This is a genomic window from Campylobacter lari subsp. lari (genome assembly GCF_013372185.1).
GTDB classification, from domain to species: domain Bacteria; phylum Campylobacterota; class Campylobacteria; order Campylobacterales; family Campylobacteraceae; genus Campylobacter_D; species Campylobacter_D lari.
This window is the reverse complement of sequence record NZ_CP053830.1, coordinates 1,059,707-1,079,467: the sequence shown is the minus strand read 5'-3', so window position 1 is coordinate 1,079,467 and position 19,761 is coordinate 1,059,707. Positions and strand designations below refer to the sequence as shown.

The following is a 19,761-nucleotide window of genomic DNA, read 5'->3' as shown; positions in this document are numbered from 1 at the left end:
TAAGTATGGCATTTTTAAATTGGGCTATTTTAATTTTATTTTTATTTATAGTGTTTTTGCTGATTAATCGTTATGAAAGAAAAATAAAGATTTTGCATAAAAATATAGAGATTTTAAAAAATGAATGCAAGAAAAATAGTGAAAACATAGAGCAAAATAGAATTTTAATAGAAAAAAATAGATCAAACATTGAAGATATTAAGCATCAAGATTAGTTTTTAATCTTGAAGCGTTTTAGCTATAAGTTCTAATGGGTGTAAAAATCTTGTGGAAATTTTTTCATGCTCTAATGCATTCGAAATTTGCATTCTACAAGCTGAGCATTCTGCGCTAATGATTTCTATATCACTTTTTTGTATGTTTTGGGCTTTTTTTATGCCAACTTGCAAAGCTTTTTCATAATGATCAGTTTGCATGCTAACTCCACCAAAGCCACAGCACTCATTTGACTTAATAAGTTCTTTAAAAGCATAGTTTTGCTTTAGCAAAGCTCTTGGTTCTTTAAAAACCCCTTGCATTTTTCTTGCATGACAAGGGTCATGATATGCAATTTTTGTATTTATTTTTTTCTTTGTTTTTAAAAGTTCTTCTAAATTAGTGTATTCATAAAAATATTTTGTTGCAAGTAGTATTTTATCAGAAATATTTTTAGCTCTTATTGCCCATTCTTCATTATTTTGCATATGGAAAAAATGTTCATAGTCTATATCAATCATCGCAGAGCAGGTCGCTTCTGGGATAATGATATAATCTAGTGTTTTTAATTTTTCCTCAAAATAAACGATATTTTTTTTAGCTAATTTTTCTACACTGTTAAAATCTCCGGTAAAATAATGAGGAGCGCCACAGCAAGATTGATCTTTTAACAAATCAACATTAATTTTAAGATGCTTACAAATTTCAAGCAAGGCAAAACCTGTATTAGTGTAAGAATAATTAGACAAACAACCTATAAAAAGCCCTATATTCTTTTCACCTTGATTGTTTATAAAATCAGGATTAGAGGCTAAAAAACTTTTTTTAGCTAAAGAAGGTAACAAGCGGTTTTTTTTGATTAAAGGTAGGTTAAATTTGGCTTTCATGCCTAAATTTTTATGTTGCAAGCTAAAAGCACAACTTTGAAAAACATAGCCTAATCTTGCTAGGATATCTAAAGTCTTTCTGTGTCTTAAAAAAAAGAAAGCAAGTTTTTTATACCATGCTATACCAAATTTTTGTGCTATATCAAAGCGTACTTTTTCAATAGCACTATCTACTCTTAAATGACTTGGGCAAACTTCAACGCAATTTGTGCATAAAAAACATGATTCAAAAGTTTTTTTAAGATTTTCATCAAGTTCTAGTTCTTGGTTTTTATAAGCGCTAATTAAATCCAAAAAACCACGAGGAGAAGTGCTCTCATCGCGGTTTATCTCATGTATAGTACAAACTGGTATGCATTTGCCACATTTTACGCAAGCATTAGAAATTTCATTAACATTTAGCATATTAAACCGTTTTAGAAAATACTTTTTTATCTTCACTAATGCGTTTTAAATATTTATCAAAACACATAGCAATATTGCGTATTAAAAGCACTCCTGTTTCATTAACTTTGATATAATTTTCATCTATAGTGACAAATTCGCTAAGTTCTTCAAGTTCTTTTAAATCTTGTTTAAAATATTCAAAAAAGTCAATCTTAAATTTATTTTCTATATTTTTTATATTAAGTGCAAAATTACTCATAAGTTCCATAATGACAGCTTTTCTTAATTCATCATCATCATCAAGCATAATGCCTTTTTCACAAGGTAATCTACCCTCATCAATGGCTTTTTCATAGCTTGGCATGTCTTTGAAATTTTGCATATAATGTCTTTGCCCTTCACCTATGCTTGTTAAGCCAATGCCTATTAAATCAGTCCCACCTTTAGTAGTATAGCCTTGAAAATTTCTATGTAAACTACCATTTTCTAAAGCTTTAAAAAGCTCATCTTGAGGTTTTGCAAAATGATCCATTCCTATCATTTTATACCCATTTTGAGTTAAGAAAATTTCACAATATTCTAGAATCTGAAGTTTTACATCAGGGCTTGGTAATGTACTTTCATCAAATTTTCTCATATTTTTTTTAAGCCAAGGCACATGAGCGTAATTAAATATAGCAAAACGATCAGGGTTAATTAACAATGCTTTTTCTAGAGTTTGTTCAAAACTTTCTAAACTTTGATAAGGAAGACCATAGATTAAATCCATATTTACAGACTTTATGCCTTTTTTTCTTACCATATCCACAGCATTTTTGGTTAATTCAAAGGGTTGAATTCTATGAATTTCCTTTTGAACTTTTTCATCAAAATCTTGCACCCCAAAACTAATACGATTAAAACCATTGCTAATTAAAACATCAGCTTGCTCTTCGTTTAAAAATCTAGGATCAATCTCACAACTTATCTCACTATCTTGGGTAAAATTTGGAAAAATGTTTTTTATTTTTAAGATTAATTTTTGCAATTGCTTGGCGGAAAAGAAAGTAGGGGTTCCACCACCAAAATGCATTTGAGCTACTTCTCTTTGGGTGTTGATGATATTTGCTAAAAGTTCAAGTTCTTTAAAAAGATAGCTTAAATATCTTTCTTTGCTTTCTTCTTTAGCAGTATATATCACATTACAACCACAAAAATAGCAAGCACTCCTACAAAAAGGCAAATGAAAATACAAAGATAGTTGTGCTTTTTGTTCTTTTAAAATTTGTATATAATCTTCATATTTAAACTGAGTGTTAAATTCCACTGCAGTAGGATAAGATGTATATCTTGGGCCTGCTTTGGAGTATTTGACAAAGCTTTTATAATCTTTCATTTGGTTTTACCTTTTGCATCATTTCTTTCATATTGATAAACAAATTAGGATGTTTAGCATGAATATTGCTAATTAGTTGATCTAAATCAATATTTACTTCTTTTACACCTTTAGCAACTTGATGTTTAATCTCATCCATAGCAACTGTCCAAACATCGTTAAAATCAATAGGAATTTGTTGGTAAATAGCCTTTTCTAATTTAAGTTCAAAATTATCTTTTTGCACCTCTTTGGCATTTTGTAAAAATTCAATTAGGGTTTTTACTGAAAACATAGTTTTAACTTCACCGTTTTCATCTACTATAAACCATGGTTCAGGTGCTAATTCATGGCCATTTTTTAAGCTTAATTTTTTTTCTTTTTCATTTATATGAGTTAGATGAAATACGGTTTGATTGTGTTTTTCTATACCCAAATAATTTGATAATTCATTAATGATATCTTGAGAACTTTTTTTACTTAGACTATCCAATCTTACTCCTTGTTTAATAATTTTGCAATTTCTTTTGCATGATAAGTTATGATAAGCTTAGCTCCTGCTCTTTTAAATGCAAGCATGGTTTCAAGCACTATTTTTTCATAATCAATCACACCTGCTTTTTGACCTGCTTTTAATAAAGCATATTCGCCACTTACATTATATACACAAAGTGGAAGCTTGGAATGATTTGCTATATCTTTAACTACATCTAAATACGCAAGTGCTGGTTTAACCATCAAAATATCAGCACCTTGTTTTTCATCTTCTAAGCTCTCGCATAAGGCTTCTTTGCCATTAGCAAAATCCATTTGATAGGTTTTTCTATCCCCATAGCTTGGCGCAGAATCAGCCACATCTCTAAAAGGTCCATAATAAGCTGAGGCAAATTTGGTAGAATAAGCCATAATAGGTAAATTTTCAAAACCATTTTCATCTAAAGTTTTTCTTAAAGTTTCAATAATGCCATCCATCATACCGCTTGGTGCTATCATATCAGCACCGTTTTTGGCATGAATTAGAGCTTGTTTAGCTGAAATTTCTAAAGTTAAATCATTATCCACGCTTTTACTTTTTGGATCAATAATACCACAATGACCATGATCAGTATACTCACAAAAACAAAGATCAGTAATCACTACTAAATTCGGAAATTTTGCTTTAATGGCCCTTAGACTTGTAGCAATCAAACCATCATCATTCAATGCATCACTTCCACAGCTATCTTTTTTAGAGCTTTCTAGCACACCAAATAAAATAATAGCTTTAATACCAAGATTAATTAGCTCTTCGCATTCTTTTAAAATTTCATCTAAGCTCATTTGAAACACACCTGGCATAGATGCGATTTCATTTTTAATATTAGTGCCATTTACAACAAAAAGGGGGTAGATTAAATCATCTAAATTTAAAGTATTTTCTTTTACTAGACTTCTAATATTTTCATTTAGTCTTAATCTTCTAAAGCGTTTAAACATAAATTTCCTTTTTGTTTGTTAAAATTGCTTAAATTCTAGCATATTTTTTGTAAAAAGGTGAAGAAAATAATGACTATTCAAATTTCTGAAATAGCAAAACTTCCCACTCGTTTTGGAGAATTTAATATACAAAGTTTTAAAGAAAATGACAAAGAACATCTTTGTATTTTTAAAGGAAAATTAGAAAAAGAAGTTAATATTAGAATCCATTCAGAATGTTTAACAGGTGATGTTTTAGGAAGTTTAAAATGTGATTGTGGCGAGCAACTTGACTTTTCATTAAAATATATCCAAGAGCATGGCGGCATGGTGATTTATCTAAGACAGGAAGGAAGAGGCATAGGACTTTTTAATAAAATTAATGCTTATGCTTTGCAAGATAAAGGTTTTAACACTATAGAGGCGAATCATCAATTAGGATTTAAGGCAGATGAACGCAGTTATGAAATAGTAGATTTTATACTTAATCATTATAAGATTACTAAGATTAATCTTTTGACTAATAATCCTGAAAAACTTAGCTCTTTAAAAGGAAAAGTAAATTTAAGAATTCCTATTTTAATTGAAGCAAATCGTTTTAATAAAGATTATTTGGAAATTAAACATACGCAAATGGGGCATTTAAATTGAAAATTTATGAAGAGCAATTAAATTTTTTAAAAGATTTTGCAAATAAAGATGATTTTTACCAAAGAATCATACTTTATAAAGAGTTGCTAAAAAAATTTAATGCTGTGCATAATCTAACTCATCTTGAAGATATAGATGGTAATATCATTGATAGTATAAAAATTTTAGACTATTGCGATTTGACTGATAAAAAAAAGATTGTTGATATTGGAAGTGGGGCTGGTTTTCCTGCGATATTTTTAGCATGCATTTTGGAAAATAGTAGTTTTTTTCTATTTGAGCCCAGCGTTAAAAAGGCTTCTTTTTTAAGAGTGATTAAAACTGAGCTTAATTTGATAAATATAAATATTATAAAAGAAAAATTACAAAATCATCCATCTTTTAAAGTAGATTTAATCACCTCAAGAGCTTTGATGGATATAAAACCTTTGATTGAAATTTCAAATGGTTTTTACGATGAAAAAACTTCATTTTTACTTTATAAAGGTAGTGAGGTTTATGATGAACTACAAGGAATGAAAGATTATAAAATTTTCAATCGTGGTTTTAGAAATTATTGTCTTTTAAAAGTAAAGGAAAAGCTATGTTAATTTTTGGACATCCTTTGATAAATATGCAAAAATTTAGTCATTATGAAAATATTTTTATTAAAACCAATGTGAATTGTTTTGAATATGATGAATCGGTTATTAAAAATGCAAAAGATGAAAAAGTAGATTTTGGTATTTTTGTTAAAAATGAAGAAGAAATTTTACTTTCTAATGCATTGGGTGCTAAATACATTTTAATAAAAGATGAAAATTTGGCAAAAATCGCATCAAAGATGGCCGAGTTTTATATGTTTGATTCTAAAATTGTATTTTTGCTTGATGCTTTAAAAAATAATCTAAAAAAAGCTTATGAATTAAATGTAGATGGAGTTTGTTTAAAATCTTATATTAATTAAGTTAAATTTCTAAGAGTATTAGCTTGGAGTTTTTTGCAAAAACAAGATTAATGATAAGCATTATCAAGTGTATAATAACGGTATTAAGATTGATGGTTGGTTTTATAATTTTTAAGCAAAAAATTTTTACATGCCTTGAGGTAAATTTTTTAAAGTAATAAAATTAAAAAACAAATTAAATGTTATTTTAAATTTTTATAAAGCGATTTTAAAAGATTAGAACAAGCATTAGAAAGTATAGTATAAGTTTCTTCAAAATTTCCACTATACCAAGGATCGGGAACTTCATCATATCCTAATTCTAAAGCATAAGAAGTGATTTTGCGAATTTTGTGTTTAAAATTTGGAAAATTTTTAACTACATCATTGTAATTAGAATTATCCATAACAATTATCAAATCATTTTCTTCGCACATTTTTAAGTTTAGTTTTTGACTGCAAAATGGCTTGGAGTTGATATTTTTATTATTTAACATGACTTTGGTTTTTATGTGCATATCTTCTCCATCATGATAGCCTGATGTTCCAGCGCTACAAACGCTAATTTTATCACTTAAATTTTCTTTTATCAAAAGATCTTTCATGATAAATTCAGCCATAGGAGAGCGACAAATATTTCCTAAACATATAAAAATAATCTTAGTCATTTTTTCCTCAAAAAATGTGTAGTTTTTTCAAAATTATAGCAGTAATTTGAAATATTTTTTAAAATTAATTAAAACTAAGATATAATTTTTAGCCAATGGGGAGCTTTTGCTGAGAGGAAGTTTGGCTTCGACCCTTGAGAAGTTTGGTAATGCAAACTTTGAATTTCTTGCAAAAACTTTCCTTTTTTATAAAAGGATAATTTAATGATACAAGCAAAAACAAAAACAAAAATTCCTATACTAACAATAGCTGGAAGTGATTGTAGTGGTGGGGCTGGCTTGCAGGCTGATTTAAAAACTTTTAGTGCTCATAATTTATTTGGTATGAGTGTGGTTTTAAGCGTGGTTGCAGAAAATACTGCTAGGGTTATTTCTTGTTTTGATATACCAACTAAAATAATAGATGAACAAATGTTAGCAATTTATGAAGATATAGAGCCAAAAGCTGTGAAAATTGGAATGTTAGGCTCAAAAGAAATCATAACTTGTGTAAAAGAAAATTTGCTTAAATTTCAATCAAAAAATATTGTAATTGATCCTGTGATGTTTGCTAAAAATGGTTATGCGCTAATGCCTTTGGAAAATTGTCAGTTTTTTAAAGATGAAATTCTTTCTTTAGCTGATGTGCTTACTCCAAACATTCCTGAGGCTGAATTTTTATGCGATTTTAAAATACTTAATGAAGAGGATATGAAAAAAGCAGCTATAAAGCTTTTTGAGCTTGGTGCTAAGAGTGTTTTGATTAAAGGTGGGCATAATGAAAAAAATACCGATGATATTTTTTATGATGGAAAAGAATTTAGCATTTTTAAAGGTGAAAAAATAAATACAAAAAATACGCATGGTACGGGTTGTACATTAAGCTCAGCCATAGCAAGTAATCTTGCATTAGGTAAAAATAAACATGAGGCTATAAAACTTGCTAAAGAATATGTTTATAATGCTATCTTACATTCTTTAGAGCTTGGCAAGGGTTGTGGCCCTACAAATCATTTTTTTAAATTTGATGAGGAATAAAAAATGTATATTGAAAAAATAAGAAAAGTAAAACCTTTGATTCATCATATAACAAATTATGTGACGGTAAATGATTGTGCAAATGCTAGTATAGCTATAGGTGCAAGCCCAATAATGGCTGATTTTATACAAGAACAAGAAGAATTTTCTAAAATTTGCAATTGTTTGGTTTTAAACACAGGAACTATCAATGAAAGAGTTGCAAATTCTATGTATGAGAGTGCTAAATTTTATGGAAATTTAAATAAGGCTATTGTTTTAGATCCTGTTGCTTTGGGTGTGAGCATGGCTAGAGATGCTATTAATTTAAAATTATTAAATTCTTACAAAATAAGCATTATTAAAGCAAATGCTTCTGAGATAGCTAGTGTTATTGGTTTAGATGGAAAAGCAAAGGGTACTGATAATACTTTTGTTGTTAATGATCATTTTTTAGATAAGGCTTGTGAGTATGCTAAAGGGCATAATAGAATTTTAGTAGTAAGTGGTGAAGTTGATTTTATCATCTCAAGTGAAAAAATTGCAAAAATTTACAATGGTTCTATAATGGCTACTAAAATCACTGGAGCAGGTTGTATGTGTGCTTCTATGTGTGGAGTTTTTGCTGGGGTTATAGAAGATAAATTTCAAGCAAGTTTGCAGGCGATGTTAAGTTTTGACATAGCATGTGAGATGGCTGAAGAAATTTCTAATGGAAGTGGAAGTTTTAGGGTAAATTTAATAGATGCTTTGAGTAATTTAAATGATGAAGATGTTAAAAAAAGAGCAAAATATGAAATCATTTAAAATTTATCTTGTTGCAAGCAAGGGTGAAAAAAGCGAAAGTGAGTTTTTAAATATCTTAGAGGCTTCATTAAAAGCAAAAATTGATATTTTGCAACTTAGAGAAAAAAATCTTAGCACCTTAGAATTTTACAAGCTTGCACTAAAGGTTAAAACTTTGTGCGAAAAATACAACACTGCATTTGTGATAAATGATAGAATTGATATAGCCATGGCTGTTAATGCAGATGGAGTGCATATTGGCCAAAAAGATATGCCTTTAAAAAAAGCAAGAGAGCTTTTGGGTGAGGATAAAATCATAGGACTTACAATCAATCATAAAAGCGAACTTGCTAACATTCAAGATGCTACTTATCTTGGAGTAGGGGCTGTTTTTGCAACGCCTAGTAAGCAAGATTGTGCTATTCTTGGTATAGATGGTTTAAAAGAAATTTCAAATTTAAGCACTTTGCCAATTGTGGCTATTGGCGGGATAGATGAAACAAATTTAAATTTGCTTAAAGACTGCAATATCCAAGGTATAGCCGTAATTAGAGCTATCATGCAAGCAAGTGATCCTTATATGGCAACTTTAAATTTAAGATCAAATTTTGATAAAACTTTTATAGGAAAATAATGATTTATTTTATAGGCGATAAAAAATTTGATGGGGTCAAAAATATAAGATTAAATGAAATTAAATATTTTGATTTTGAAGTTAATTTAAAGGAATTTGATTGTTTGATCATTAGCTCTAAAAATGCATTAAAAGCGTTGATTTTGAGCAAAAATAAGATTGATTTTGACATTAAAATTTATGCAGTGGGTAAAAAGAGTGCTGAATTTGCAAAAGAGCTTGGCTTTAAAAATATTAAATATCCTAGTATGGCTTATGGTAAAAATTTAGCTAGTGAATTTTTACCTGAGTTTAAAAATAAAAAATGTTTATATTTAAGAGCTAGGCAAATTAGTTCAAAGCTTGATGAGAATTTATTAAAGGAAGGTATTTTTTTAAAGCAAATTATCGTTTATGAAAATATAGCCATAAAGCCAAATGAAAATGAATTGAATATTTTTCATCCAAGTGTTTTTGTATTTAGTGCTCCATCGAGTGTGGAAATTTTTTTTAAATTTTTTAACTTAGAGGAAAATGATAAAGCCGTAGTTATAGGCCAAAGCACGGCTTTAAAACTTAGTAATTTTAAAAATTTATATATATGTGAAAAACAAGATTTAAATTCTTGTATAAAATTAGCTAAGAGCTTAGAGTCTTAAAAGTTTTATATAGAAAAAATGAAGCAATAAAAATCATACAAATATCACCCACTAAAGTAGCTAGCCAAACCCCATTTATTCCTAAAAAATGCGTTAGTATAAGCAAAGCTAAACTTGGAAAAATAAGACTTTGAGTAATAGAAATTCCTAATGATAATAAGGGTTTATCAAGTGCTGTAAAAAATGATGCACAAATTTTTCCAAACCATGAAAATAAAAATGAAAAACAAAACAAATATAAAGCATTTTGTGCTATGTGGGCAAAATTTTGGTTATTATCTTTATTAAAAATGTTTACTAAAATATCATTAAAAAAATACACAAGTAAAAATACTACTATGCTTACAATCCAAGAAGCAAAAAATATTCTTTTAAAAATAGCTTGAATTCTTGCAATATTTTTGTGCCCATAATTATAACTTAATGCAGGTTGCATAGCATCACACATTGCTAAAATTAACATAAAAATAAAAGTGCTAAGGTATAAAATCACTGAAAATGCTGCAACAGCTGTATTTCCAGAAAGTTCAAGCAAAAAAGCATTAGCTAAGATAGTATAAAAAGAGCTAGAAATATTAGAAAAAAATTCAGATGAGCCATTATAGAGTATATTTTTTAGTATTTGTAGTTTGATTATTGGTTTTTTAAATTTTAAAACCAAATCCTTAAAAACAAAAGGTAATATCCCTAAAATACTTCCTAAAAACATACCTATACAAGTTGCTAAAGCTGCTGAAAAAAGCCCCCAATCAAAAACCACTATAAAAAGCCAATCAAGAAAAATATTACTCAAAGCAGTAACTACATTAACTATCATGCTATAAAAATTTTTCCCACAAATCCTAAGATAATTATCCATAGCAAAAGCTAACATAGTAAAGGGAGCAAAAATAGCAAAAATTTGCATATATTCAGTAGATAAGTTTTGAATATTCTCATCAGCTCCCATAAAAGCACTTAGTGCTTGTGCTAAGAAAAATCCTAAAATTCCCATTAAGCAAGAAATTGCAAAAATAAGAACTATGCAAAAAGAAAAAATAGCTCTTGCTTTTTCAACTTTTTCTTTGCCAAGATTAATAGCTATTTGTACTGATGATCCTATAGCTATCATGTCAGCTAGGGCAAAGCTTATCATGATAAAAGGCATCATTAAATTCATAGCAGCAAGTGCATCTGAGCCCAAATATCTTCCAACAAAAATTCCATCAATAATCACATAAAGATAAATAAAAGCCATACTAGCCATATTTGGTAGAGCGCATTTTATAAAAAGTTTGGTAGGATTTGATGTAGCATAAAAATTATGTATTGACATAGGTTTTCCTTATTAAAAATTATTTTATTTATATGGTTTTTTTAAAATAAAATAAATTTAATAAAGAGATTCTATGCCTTCTATGATATCTTTAAAATACGGATCAACAATGATTATGAAAAAATCTTTAAATAACATTTATCTCACCTAAATTTTAAAAATACAATAAATAAAAGAAATTATATTATAGTGGTGGTTATAAATTTCTTAATATAAAATTTAATAATTTTTATCCGATTTTCATAAACCCACAAACAAAGGAGCAAGGATGCAAATAAATTCGTATTCACGCGTGGCAGTGGAGTCACAGATTGGCAACAGGAAGGCTGATTTGAATACTAAGCTTGAAGATGCTAATACTAAAAGCGCTAATAGCACAAAAGATATAGATGAGGATAAGCTTAGTAAACTTGCTAGTATAGGCGGAAAAGGTATAACTGAGCTGTATACTATGAGTTTTATGCAACAAGCATTTAGTATGAGTTCATCTAATAGTCTATCTCAAGCTGGAATTTTTCAAGGAGCTCAATCTAAGGATTCTTTAACAGCTATTTTATCAAATGTAGATTTTAAAGCTATAGGATATGAAGGTAAAGATATACTTAGTTTAAATGCTGATGAAGCAAAAGAGCTTATTGGGGAAGATGGATATTTTGGTGTAGCAAAGACATCTCAAAGATTGGCTGATTTTGTTATAAATGGAGCCGGAGGTGATTTGGATAAGCTACAAAAAGGTTTAGAAGGGTTGAAAACAGGATTTGAGCAAGCTGAAAAAATGTGGGGTGGCAAGCTTCCTGATATTAGCTATGAAACCATGGATAAGGCTATTGAAAAAGTAACTCAAAAAATTAATGAATTGGGTGGAAATTCTTTAGATATCAACGCTTAATTAATATCCCTAGTGTACAAACTAGGGATTTAGTCTATTTTTAAAACACTTAAAAATGCTTCTTGAGGTAAATGAACTTTACCTATGGCTTTCATTCTTTTTTTACCTTCTTTTTGCTTTTCTAACAATTTTCTTTTTCTAGTAATATCACCGCCATAGCATTTTGCAGTAACATTTTTTCCCATAGATTTTACATTTTCTCTTGCTATGATTTTATTGCCTATGCTAGCTTGTATTGCTACTTCAAAAAGTTGTCTTGGAACTATTTCTTTCATAGCTTTTACAAGTTCTCTACCCTTACTTAAAGCCTTTTCATTTGGCACTATAATGCTTAGTGCATCTACATTTTCACCAGCTACTTTTATATCAAGTTTTACAAGATCTCCAACCCTAAATTCTATAGGCTCATAATCAAAACTAGCATAACCTTTAGTTAGAGATTTTAATTTATCATAAAAGTCCATTACTATTTCATTTAAAGGGATATCATATTCAAGTAAAACACGCTCTGGAGTGATATAGTCCATCTTAACTTGCATACCACGCTTGCGATTTAAAAGAGTGATTAAATTTCCTAAATACTCACTTGGAGTAATGATAGTTGCTTTTACATAAGGTTCTTTGATGTGATCTATTTTATTTACAGGTGGTAGTTCGCTTGGATTTTGAATTTTTAAAATTTCTCCATCAGTTTGATAAATTTCATAAGTAACGGTTGGAGCTGTTGCGATCAAATCAAGATTAAACTCACGCTCTAATCTTTCTTTTATAACTTCCATATGCAAAAGACCCAAAAAACCAACCCTAAAGCCAAATCCTAAAGCCAAAGAAGTTTCAGGCTCATAAGTGATGGAACTATCATTGAGTTTTAATTTATCAAGTGCGTCTCTTAAATCTTCAAATTTATCCGTTTCTATAGGATATAATCCTGCAAAAACAAAAGCTTTGGCTTTTTCAAAACCACCAATAGCTTCTTTTGCTTTGTTTTTAGTTAGTGTTATAGTATCACCAACTTGCACATCAGCAACATTTTTAAGCCCAAGTACGATAACACCAACTTCGCCTGATTCTAATTTTTTAGTTTTTATAGGGCTTAGTGGATGTGGATAGAAAAGATCTTGAACTATATGTCTTTTATCTGTGCTCATTATTAGCACTTCTTCATTTTTAGCGATATTTCCCTCATAAACTCTAACTAAAGCTAAAGCGCCTAAGTAATTATCAAACCAAGAATCATAGATTAAAGCTTTTGTTGGCGCTTCATCATTTGTTTTTGGAGCAGGAATTTTTGTGATAATAGTTTCTATGAGTTCCTTTATGCCAACACCTGTTTTTGCGCTAACACAAATTGCACTAGAACAATCAATTCCTATAATATGCTCTATTTCATGTTTTACTTTTTCAATATCAGCTGATGGAAGATCTATTTTATTTATAACAGGGATGATTTCAAGATTATTTTCTAAAGCTATATAAACATTTGCTATAGTTTGTGCCTCAACTCCTTGTGAAGCATCAACTACAAGTAAAGCTCCCTCACAACTTGCCAAAGAACGACTTACCTCATAAGAAAAATCCACATGGCCTGGAGTGTCGATTAAATTTAATACATATTCTTCATTGTTAAATTTATAATTTAAGCGAACAGATTGAGCTTTTATAGTGATACCGCGTTCTTTTTCTATATCCATAGTATCCATAACTTGATTACTCATTAATCTATCGCTAATTGCACCACATTCGCTAATAATCCTATCAGCTAGCGTGCTTTTTCCATGATCAATATGAGCTATGATTGAGAAATTTCTTATATTTTTCATTAAAAAACCTTAAGATTGTCTCATTTTTCTTTTTGCTAGACCTATTTGTTCATAGGCATCTATTTCTTTTTTTAAAGCTTTATATCTTTTTTTTAATTCATTATTTAAAAACGAAATATTCTTAGGAGTGGCATTGGCATTTGCTGAAATAGCACTAATAAAATCAAGTTTTCTTTTGGTGGCGCTATCTTTTGGGTTAGATCCTAATTTTTGTGAATTTAAAAACTGCAAAATTAAAGCTTGAATTTCTTGAGAATTTTTTGCATTATTGGCTTTAGATATAAAATCTTCTATATTGCTTATTTTTTGAGTCTTGGTGATGTTTGATTTGTTTGAGTTTTTATCTTTATGTGTAAAAAATAAAACCAAAAGAATTCCAAGTATAATAACCACAACTAAAGCAATAATCAAAAATATAAAAAGAGAATTATTCATTTAAAACTTTCCTATAATTTTTTTGCATAAGATTTTTTGAAATAACTTGCTATGCTTAATGCCACCATAAATAAAAAGCCCCAATATACATAATCAGGAATTTTTACTGAATCTCCTGCTGCGTAAGAATGCATACCAGTTAAAAAGTAATTTACTCCAAAATAAGTCATAATAATCACCCAGTATGCAAACATGGAACAAAGTGCAAAAGTGTATTGATTTGCCCATTTTGGCACCATTCTAATGTGTAAAATAGCCGCATAAACTAAAATACTAATTAAAGCCCAAGTTTCCTTAGAATCCCAGCTCCAATATCTTCCCCAGCTTTCATTTGCCCATATAGCACCTAAGAAATTTCCAACTGTAAGTAAGCAAAGTCCTAAGATCATCGCCATTTCGTTGATTCTTGTGGCTTCTGTGATATTTCTTAAAATATTTTCATTATGTTTGCCATTGTTTTTAAGCATGCAAAATAAAACTAATACAAAAATTCCAAGTAAAGCACATAAACCTAAAAATCCATAACTAGCAGTAATAACTGAAACATGTATGGTCAACCAGTATGATTGTAACACAGGAACTAAATTAGTAATTTGTGGATCCATTTGGCTAAGATGAGCCACACCTAAAGTAACACCTGCTAAAATAGAAGTTAAAGAAAGCGCAATAGGACTTTTTCTTGAGAAAAAAATTCCAGATAATGATAAAGCCCAAGCTATATAAACCATACTTTCATAGGCATTACTCCATGGCGCGCGACCTGCTATATACCAACGCAAAGCCAAACCTAAAGTATGGATGAAAAATGCCACAATATTAAATACATAAACACATTTAAAAATAAAGTCAATGCGGATTTTTGGCAGCAGCATCTTAATAAAAACTATAATTAAAAGCAAAAATCCAGCACAAAGATAAAGAGGGGTAAGATTTAGGAAAATTTGACTTTTATTGAAAAAGATTTCAGTGTTAATTTTTTTAGCACTAGGCATAACCTCATGGCCGTATTTTTCTTGGTAATTTTTGATAGCATTTAAGTTTTTAGTTGCTTCATCCCAGTTATTATGTATAATGGAATTACTAACTGCATTAAAATAGTTTTCTAAAATACTTTTAACTTCCACACCTTCTTCGCCTTTCAATCCTATATAGGCTTCACGCGGTGCTACCCATTGATTATTTGTGCTATTTTGCAAAGGAATAAATCTAAAAATATCACCTGAGAAAATTAAATTTACAATATTAACTCTTTCATCAAGCTTGATGATTTCTTTATCAAAAACACTTCTGCGGTTTGGATTTTTTCTATTGGCATTTTCTACATATTTTTGTAGCTTATATGAATCTGTAGTGAAAAAATCTTTAAAACTAGTATAGGCTCTAGGCTCAATTTCTAAAATTTTAGAAATTTCCTCATTAACTAAACGACTGCTTGGCATAAAAATAATATCTTTATCATACCATGCACTACCATCAAAAATCATTGATATGATTGTTGCTTCAGCGCTTTGTCCTTGGAAGGTCGTTGTTTTGTGAATTTTTTCTAAAACTTCCATGGCCAAAGTATTAAAAGGAACCATTCTGCCATCAGGTTTTTGTACTATCAAAGAAGCAAGTTCTTTAGCGTGTGCTTCATCTACCTTGATAGGCTCATTTGCGTAAGTATTTTGGCCTGTAAATAAAACTAATATAAAAGCTAAAATAGCACTTGTTTTTTTCAGGGTGTCTTGATTGATTAATTTAGCTAAGGTTCTAAATCTTGAATGAGGATTTAAAACATTTAAAAACATTCCCAGTGTGAGTAAAAAATATCCTATGTATGTAGGAATTTTACCTGGATCTTTATTAACTGAAAGAATGGTACCAAGTTCATCTTGATCATATGAGCTTTGGTAAAATCTATAACCTTCATAATCTAAAACATTATTCATGAAAATTTTATACTCTAGTTTCTTGTTAGCATTGTCAATTTCTACATAACTTGCATAAGACATAGGCGACATTGATCCAGGATAGCGTTCTAATTCAAAGTCTTTTAAGTACATTTCAAACGGCATTTCTATTCCTTTAGGGCCCCATCTTAAAAAGAAAGGTTGACCTGCTACATCAATGCGAATAGGTGAGTTGTATTCTACTAGGAAAACTTCTTTGGATTCTCCTTTGTAGCTTAGTTTTAATTTTAAAGCATTAATGGCATTATCTGAAAGTTGAGTTGGCATATATTTAGTGCTTTGAGCAAAATCTTTGAAGTTATTTAATAAAGAATTATTCCAGTATTTTGCCTCGCCAAATAAAGAAATCAAAGCATTGCGTCCTAGCTCTATCCAACTATTTTTAAACCAAGTAAAAAAACTTTCATCTTGAGCTTGATTGATACCTTCTAAGGTTTTTTTACCATGCAAAGAAGCAAATTTAACCACTAAATTAATATCATTAAAAGAATACAATCTTAAATCTTTAGCTTGTGCTTTTTGGTTTGCTTTTAAAATATTTTCTTTGCCATCACTCATTGACATGTATTTTAAATCAAAATCAGCACTAAGCTTTAATTCTTTATCGATTTTTATATAAGGACTTGGAACAGAGTCATTTAAAAATGCTATATTAATGCCACTGATATTTTCAATATCTCCTGCTTGAAAAAGCAATTCTTTGGATTCATTATTTTGTGAAAGCATTAAGGATAAAAGTGGAGCAGAATTGTTATCATCAATAAAAACTTCTTTTGCATCTAAGATTAAATTTTCATATGCAATTTGAGCTTTTTCATCAGGCAAGATTAAATCAAATGAAAAATCATTTACAAAAGGCAAGGTTGCGATATATTCAGATTTTGAAGCGCTATATACTTTATCATCTTTTAAGGTTGCTATGTAAATATAGCTTTTTGAAGTTTCAATGATATTGTTTTTTTCATTTTCTCTAATGTGCAAATTTCCCTCAAATCCCATATATCTAGTCATCGCTGAGCCTAGTAATATAAATAAAAATGAGATATGAAAGATTAAAAGTGGTATTTTTTTCTTATTAAACATTTTGTATTTAAAAAGAGCAGCTAAAAGATTAATCCCTAGTATGAGTTGTATAAAGCCAAACCAAGAAGAGCCATAGATCATCGCCCATGCTGTTGGAGTGTTATAAGCGCTCTCTATGAAAGTAGCTAGGGCGCAAAATAGGGCAAAAATTAAAAATAAAAAAATAGAAATTTTTATATCCCCAAAAGTTAAAAGTTGTTTTTTCATGAATTAAGCTCCAAGGTATTTTTTTCTTATCTCATCATTGCCGATAAGATCTTTTGCAGGTGCTTGCATAGCGATTTTACCATTTTCCAAAACATAAGCATAATCGCTAATTTTTAAAGCTGAAAATGCATTTTGCTCTACTAATAAAATGGTGATTCCTTCTTCTTTTAGTTTAACTATAATGTCAAAAACTTCTCCAACTATTTTAGGTGCAAGTCCTAAAGAAGGCTCATCAAGCATTAAAAGTTTTGGTTCGCTCATAAGCGCTCTTGAAATAGCTAGCATTTGGGCCTCACCACCACTTAGAGTTCCTGCAAGGGCATTTTTTTTATCTTTTAATCTTGGAAAAAGCCTATACATTTGATTTTTTAAATGCTCATAATTTTCTGCATTATTAAAGGCACCAATTTTTAAATTTTCCTCTATAGTGAGATTGATAAAAACCCTTCTTCCCTCAGGCACTAATGCAATGCCTTTTTGAACTAGGGTGTGCGGTAAATGTCTTTGAGTGTCATAGCCTAAAAAGGTTACCTCACCGGTTTTTTTAACACAATTTAGCATAGCATTGAGTGTTGAGGTTTTTCCAGCGCCATTTGAGCCTATTAAGCTAACTATGCTTCCTGTTTTTATAGTAAAATCAATACCTTTAACAGCTTCAATCAAACCATAATAAACATGTAAATCTTTAACTACTAGCATTAAAATCTCCCAAATATGCACTAATTACTTCAGGGTTTTGCACCGCATCGTTTGGTTTTCCCTCAAAAATAGTTTTACCATAATCAAGCACCATAACTCTATCACAAAGTTTATTTACAAATTTCATATCATGCTCTATAAGCAAAACACTAATTTTTTTGTTATCTCTTATGTTAAAAATTAACTCAGCCAAATCGTCACTTTCTGTAGAATTCATCCCTGCTGCAGGTTCATCTAACAATAAAAGCTTAGGATTTGTTGCTAAAGCTCTTGCTATTTCAACTTTTCTTTGCTGACCATAGCTTAAACTAGTAGCTTTTTCATCAGCCAAATGGGCAATATTGAGTTGTTCTAAAATTTCATAAGCTGCTTTTTTTGCATTTTTTTCAGCTTTAGAAAATCTTCCAAGGTGTAAAAAGGCTTCGAAAATATTATATTTAATACTTTGATCAAAGCCAATTAATACATTTTCTAAAACACTCATACTGGAAAAAAGTCTGATATTTTGAAAAGTTCTTGCTATACCCAGATGAACTATTTTGTGTGGTTTTAAATGATTAATTTTTTTTCCTAGAAAAAAGACTTCTCCGCTACTTGGCTTATAATTTCCTGTAATAATATTAAATAGTGTGGTTTTTCCTGCACCATTTGGGCCTATAAGTCCAAAAATTTCACTTTCTTTAATGGCAAATGAGGTATTTGCTATGGCGCTAACTCCACCAAAATTTTTATGAATTTCTTTAAGCTCTAAAATCATTTTTTCTTCCTTTTAGAAAACTTAAATAAAATATCTGTTAATTCTTTATCTCCCATTATTCCTCTTCTTGCAAAAAGCATTACCAAGATCAATACAATGGAAAATACAACCATTCTAAGACCAGGCATAGCAGGGGTTTCATAACCAAAAATATTCATACTTTCATCTAAAAATCTTAAATATTCGCTTCCGCCTATTACTAAAATAGCTCCGATAATAGCACCAGTGGTTGAACCTAAGCCGCCCAAAACAATGATGATTAAAAGTTGGAAGGTAAATAAAAAGTCAAATTGCTCAGGTGAAACTGAAGCTAGCGCACAAGCAAGCAAGCCTCCCCCAACACCTTCTAAAAACGCTGAAGTACTAAAGGCTAAGGTTTTGATATTAAAGGTGTTTATACCCATTGCCAATGCTGCATCTTCATCATCTCTTACAGCTTTCATAGCTCTACCAAATTTTGAACTAACAATGTTTAAGATGATAATAACTGAAAATATGGCAATCCCACCACTCCAGTATAAAGTAGTGTGTTTAGGAATGTCATTTAAACCTAAAGAGCCATTTGTAACAGAAGCAAAGTTAATCGCCATAAGCTTAATGATAATACCAAAACCTAGTGTTACAATAGCTAAATAATCCCCTCTAACTCTAAATACTGCAAAAGCTAAAACTAAAGATAAAAGCATAGCACAAAGTCCAGCAGCAAGTAAGGCTACAATAAAACTTGGTGAATGAATCATCAAAATAAAGCTACTTGGATCTTCTAAAGAAAACTGGTCGATTTTACTTTCACTTGTAAGCAATACTAAAGCTGCAACATAGGCTCCTATAGCTACAAAGCCATTTGGCTCTAGCGAAAATTGTCCTGTAACCCCGTTGATAAGATTATAGCTTACTGCCAAGATAACAAAAATAGCAATATTACTTAAAATTCCTATTTTATAATCATTGAAAAAATAAGGAGATATAAAAAGAAAAGCAAGTGCTATGATAAAAAAACTTAAATGTGTAATTTTTCTTGCAACCAT

At 29.7% G+C, this 19,761-nt stretch carries 21 protein-coding genes; 9 read left to right on the top strand and 12 right to left on the bottom strand.

Annotated elements, in window-relative coordinates:
- The first annotated feature begins 5 nt into the window (after window positions 1–5).
- Entirely contained in the window at window positions 6–215 is a 210-nt protein-coding gene (locus CLLT_RS05700) for a hypothetical protein (protein ID WP_012661838.1), read from the top strand.
- 3 nt (window positions 216–218) lie between these two features.
- On the opposite strand, the gene CLLT_RS05695 is transcribed toward CLLT_RS05700, so the two are convergent.
- Genes CLLT_RS05695 through hemB form a run of 4 tightly spaced genes read right to left on the bottom strand, consistent with a single transcriptional unit; the run spans window position 219 to window position 4,299 of the window.
- Entirely contained in the window at window positions 219–1,487 is a 1,269-nt protein-coding gene (locus CLLT_RS05695; RefSeq protein ID WP_074692980.1) for a (Fe-S)-binding protein, read from the bottom strand.
- A 1-nt stretch (window position 1,488) separates the two neighbouring features.
- On the bottom strand, window positions 1,489–2,844 hold the full coding sequence (gene hemN / locus CLLT_RS05690; RefSeq protein ID WP_074692982.1) for an oxygen-independent coproporphyrinogen III oxidase: 1,356 nt from the start codon (window positions 2,842–2,844) through the stop codon (window positions 1,489–1,491).
- Window positions 2,831–3,316: a DUF2603 domain-containing protein gene (locus CLLT_RS05685; protein WP_012661835.1), complete on the bottom strand. Its 486-nt coding sequence runs from the start codon at window positions 3,314–3,316 to the stop codon at window positions 2,831–2,833. The genes hemN and CLLT_RS05685 overlap by 14 nt, the downstream gene beginning before the upstream one ends.
- 2 nt (window positions 3,317–3,318) lie before the next feature.
- Window positions 3,319–4,299 (bottom strand): porphobilinogen synthase, encoded by a 981-nt coding sequence (gene hemB, locus CLLT_RS05680; protein ID WP_012661834.1) that lies wholly within the window; start codon window positions 4,297–4,299, stop codon window positions 3,319–3,321.
- 69 nt (window positions 4,300–4,368) lie between these two features.
- Here hemB and ribA point away from each other — a divergent pair, with 69 nt between their 5' ends.
- Genes ribA through CLLT_RS05665 form a run of 3 tightly spaced genes read left to right on the top strand, consistent with a single transcriptional unit; the run spans window position 4,369 to window position 5,875 of the window.
- The gene (gene ribA, locus CLLT_RS05675) at window positions 4,369–4,929 is read left to right on the top strand and encodes a GTP cyclohydrolase II (RefSeq protein WP_012661833.1); all 561 of its coding nucleotides are present in this window, start codon (window positions 4,369–4,371) and stop codon (window positions 4,927–4,929) included.
- 2 nt (window positions 4,930–4,931) lie between these two features.
- Complete coding sequence (rsmG, locus tag CLLT_RS05670) at window positions 4,932–5,519, top strand: 16S rRNA (guanine(527)-N(7))-methyltransferase RsmG (RefSeq protein ID WP_041570388.1); 588 nt, start codon at window positions 4,932–4,934, stop codon at window positions 5,517–5,519.
- Window positions 5,513–5,875 (top strand): hypothetical protein, encoded by a 363-nt coding sequence (locus CLLT_RS05665; protein WP_012661831.1) that lies wholly within the window; start codon window positions 5,513–5,515, stop codon window positions 5,873–5,875. The genes rsmG and CLLT_RS05665 overlap by 7 nt, the downstream gene beginning before the upstream one ends.
- 182 nt (window positions 5,876–6,057) lie before the next feature.
- Here the strand turns inward: CLLT_RS05665 and CLLT_RS05660 are convergent, their stop codons facing one another.
- The gene (locus CLLT_RS05660; RefSeq protein ID WP_012661830.1) at window positions 6,058–6,522 is read right to left on the bottom strand and encodes a low molecular weight protein-tyrosine-phosphatase; all 465 of its coding nucleotides are present in this window, start codon (window positions 6,520–6,522) and stop codon (window positions 6,058–6,060) included.
- 204 nt (window positions 6,523–6,726) lie between these two features.
- Between CLLT_RS05660 and thiD the strand changes: the two genes are divergently transcribed.
- Genes thiD through CLLT_RS05640 form a run of 4 tightly spaced genes read left to right on the top strand, consistent with a single transcriptional unit; the run spans window position 6,727 to window position 9,576 of the window.
- Entirely contained in the window at window positions 6,727–7,539 is an 813-nt protein-coding gene (thiD, locus tag CLLT_RS05655) for a bifunctional hydroxymethylpyrimidine kinase/phosphomethylpyrimidine kinase (RefSeq protein WP_012661829.1), read from the top strand.
- A gap of 3 nt (window positions 7,540–7,542) precedes the next feature.
- Window positions 7,543–8,325: a hydroxyethylthiazole kinase gene (gene thiM, locus CLLT_RS05650; RefSeq protein WP_012661828.1), complete on the top strand. Its 783-nt coding sequence runs from the start codon at window positions 7,543–7,545 to the stop codon at window positions 8,323–8,325.
- Window positions 8,312–8,938 carry a thiamine phosphate synthase gene (gene thiE / locus CLLT_RS05645; protein ID WP_012661827.1) on the top strand — a complete coding sequence of 209 codons (627 nt, stop codon included), beginning with the start codon at window positions 8,312–8,314 and terminating at the stop codon, window positions 8,936–8,938. The genes thiM and thiE overlap by 14 nt, the downstream gene beginning before the upstream one ends.
- The gene (locus CLLT_RS05640) at window positions 8,935–9,576 is read left to right on the top strand and encodes a uroporphyrinogen-III synthase (protein ID WP_049752001.1); all 642 of its coding nucleotides are present in this window, start codon (window positions 8,935–8,937) and stop codon (window positions 9,574–9,576) included. The genes thiE and CLLT_RS05640 overlap by 4 nt, the downstream gene beginning before the upstream one ends.
- Here the strand turns inward: CLLT_RS05640 and CLLT_RS05635 are convergent.
- Entirely contained in the window at window positions 9,557–10,885 is a 1,329-nt protein-coding gene (locus CLLT_RS05635) for an MATE family efflux transporter (protein ID WP_041570386.1), read from the bottom strand. The two genes, CLLT_RS05640 and CLLT_RS05635, sit on opposite strands and share 20 nt — an antisense overlap.
- Window positions 10,886–11,159: 274 nt before the next feature.
- Between CLLT_RS05635 and CLLT_RS05630 the strand changes: the two genes are divergently transcribed.
- The gene (locus CLLT_RS05630; protein WP_012661824.1) at window positions 11,160–11,780 is read left to right on the top strand and encodes a hypothetical protein; all 621 of its coding nucleotides are present in this window, start codon (window positions 11,160–11,162) and stop codon (window positions 11,778–11,780) included.
- A 29-nt stretch (window positions 11,781–11,809) separates the two neighbouring features.
- On the opposite strand, the gene lepA is transcribed toward CLLT_RS05630, so the two are convergent.
- Genes lepA through CLLT_RS05600 form a run of 6 tightly spaced genes read right to left on the bottom strand, consistent with a single transcriptional unit; the run spans window position 11,810 to window position 19,761 of the window.
- On the bottom strand, window positions 11,810–13,600 hold the full coding sequence (gene lepA, locus CLLT_RS05625) for a translation elongation factor 4 (protein ID WP_012661823.1): 1,791 nt from the start codon (window positions 13,598–13,600) through the stop codon (window positions 11,810–11,812).
- Window positions 13,601–13,609: 9 nt separating this feature from the next.
- Complete coding sequence (locus CLLT_RS05620) at window positions 13,610–14,035, bottom strand: hypothetical protein (protein ID WP_012661822.1); 426 nt, start codon at window positions 14,033–14,035, stop codon at window positions 13,610–13,612.
- Between the two features lie 11 nt (window positions 14,036–14,046).
- On the bottom strand, window positions 14,047–17,277 hold the full coding sequence (gene ccsB, locus CLLT_RS05615; RefSeq protein WP_012661821.1) for a c-type cytochrome biogenesis protein CcsB: 3,231 nt from the start codon (window positions 17,275–17,277) through the stop codon (window positions 14,047–14,049).
- A gap of 3 nt (window positions 17,278–17,280) precedes the next feature.
- The gene (locus CLLT_RS05610) at window positions 17,281–17,976 is read right to left on the bottom strand and encodes an ABC transporter ATP-binding protein (protein WP_012661820.1); all 696 of its coding nucleotides are present in this window, start codon (window positions 17,974–17,976) and stop codon (window positions 17,281–17,283) included.
- Entirely contained in the window at window positions 17,963–18,733 is a 771-nt protein-coding gene (locus CLLT_RS05605; RefSeq protein ID WP_012661819.1) for an ABC transporter ATP-binding protein, read from the bottom strand. The genes CLLT_RS05610 and CLLT_RS05605 overlap by 14 nt, the downstream gene beginning before the upstream one ends.
- Entirely contained in the window at window positions 18,730–19,761 is a 1,032-nt protein-coding gene (locus CLLT_RS05600; RefSeq protein ID WP_074692984.1) for a branched-chain amino acid ABC transporter permease, read from the bottom strand. The genes CLLT_RS05605 and CLLT_RS05600 overlap by 4 nt, the downstream gene beginning before the upstream one ends.

Excerpts from the sequence above, each read along its gene's own strand:
- CLLT_RS05700 (WP_012661838.1), top strand. The coding sequence starts at position 6 with ATGGCATTTTTAAATTGGGCTATTTTAATTTTATTTTTATTTATAGTG.
- CLLT_RS05695 (WP_074692980.1), bottom strand. The coding sequence starts at position 1,487 with ATGCTAAATGTTAATGAAATTTCTAATGCTTGCGTAAAATGTGGCAAA.
- hemN (WP_074692982.1), bottom strand. The coding sequence starts at position 2,844 with ATGAAAGATTATAAAAGCTTTGTCAAATACTCCAAAGCAGGCCCAAGA.
- hemB (WP_012661834.1), bottom strand. The coding sequence starts at position 4,299 with ATGTTTAAACGCTTTAGAAGATTAAGACTAAATGAAAATATTAGAAGT.
- ribA (WP_012661833.1), top strand. The coding sequence starts at position 4,369 with ATGACTATTCAAATTTCTGAAATAGCAAAACTTCCCACTCGTTTTGGA.
- CLLT_RS05665 (WP_012661831.1), top strand. The coding sequence starts at position 5,513 with ATGTTAATTTTTGGACATCCTTTGATAAATATGCAAAAATTTAGTCAT.
- CLLT_RS05660 (WP_012661830.1), bottom strand. The coding sequence starts at position 6,522 with ATGACTAAGATTATTTTTATATGTTTAGGAAATATTTGTCGCTCTCCT.
- thiD (WP_012661829.1), top strand. The coding sequence starts at position 6,727 with ATGATACAAGCAAAAACAAAAACAAAAATTCCTATACTAACAATAGCT.
- thiM (WP_012661828.1), top strand. The coding sequence starts at position 7,543 with ATGTATATTGAAAAAATAAGAAAAGTAAAACCTTTGATTCATCATATA.
- thiE (WP_012661827.1), top strand. The coding sequence starts at position 8,312 with ATGAAATCATTTAAAATTTATCTTGTTGCAAGCAAGGGTGAAAAAAGC.
- CLLT_RS05630 (WP_012661824.1), top strand. The coding sequence starts at position 11,160 with ATGCAAATAAATTCGTATTCACGCGTGGCAGTGGAGTCACAGATTGGC.
- lepA (WP_012661823.1), bottom strand. The coding sequence starts at position 13,600 with ATGAAAAATATAAGAAATTTCTCAATCATAGCTCATATTGATCATGGA.
- CLLT_RS05620 (WP_012661822.1), bottom strand. The coding sequence starts at position 14,035 with ATGAATAATTCTCTTTTTATATTTTTGATTATTGCTTTAGTTGTGGTT.
- ccsB (WP_012661821.1), bottom strand. The coding sequence starts at position 17,277 with ATGAAAAAACAACTTTTAACTTTTGGGGATATAAAAATTTCTATTTTT.
- CLLT_RS05610 (WP_012661820.1), bottom strand. The coding sequence starts at position 17,976 with ATGCTAGTAGTTAAAGATTTACATGTTTATTATGGTTTGATTGAAGCT.
- CLLT_RS05605 (WP_012661819.1), bottom strand. The coding sequence starts at position 18,733 with ATGATTTTAGAGCTTAAAGAAATTCATAAAAATTTTGGTGGAGTTAGC.
- CLLT_RS05600 (WP_074692984.1), bottom strand. The coding sequence starts at position 19,761 with ATGGTTGCAAGAAAAATTACACATTTAAGTTTTTTTATCATAGCACTT.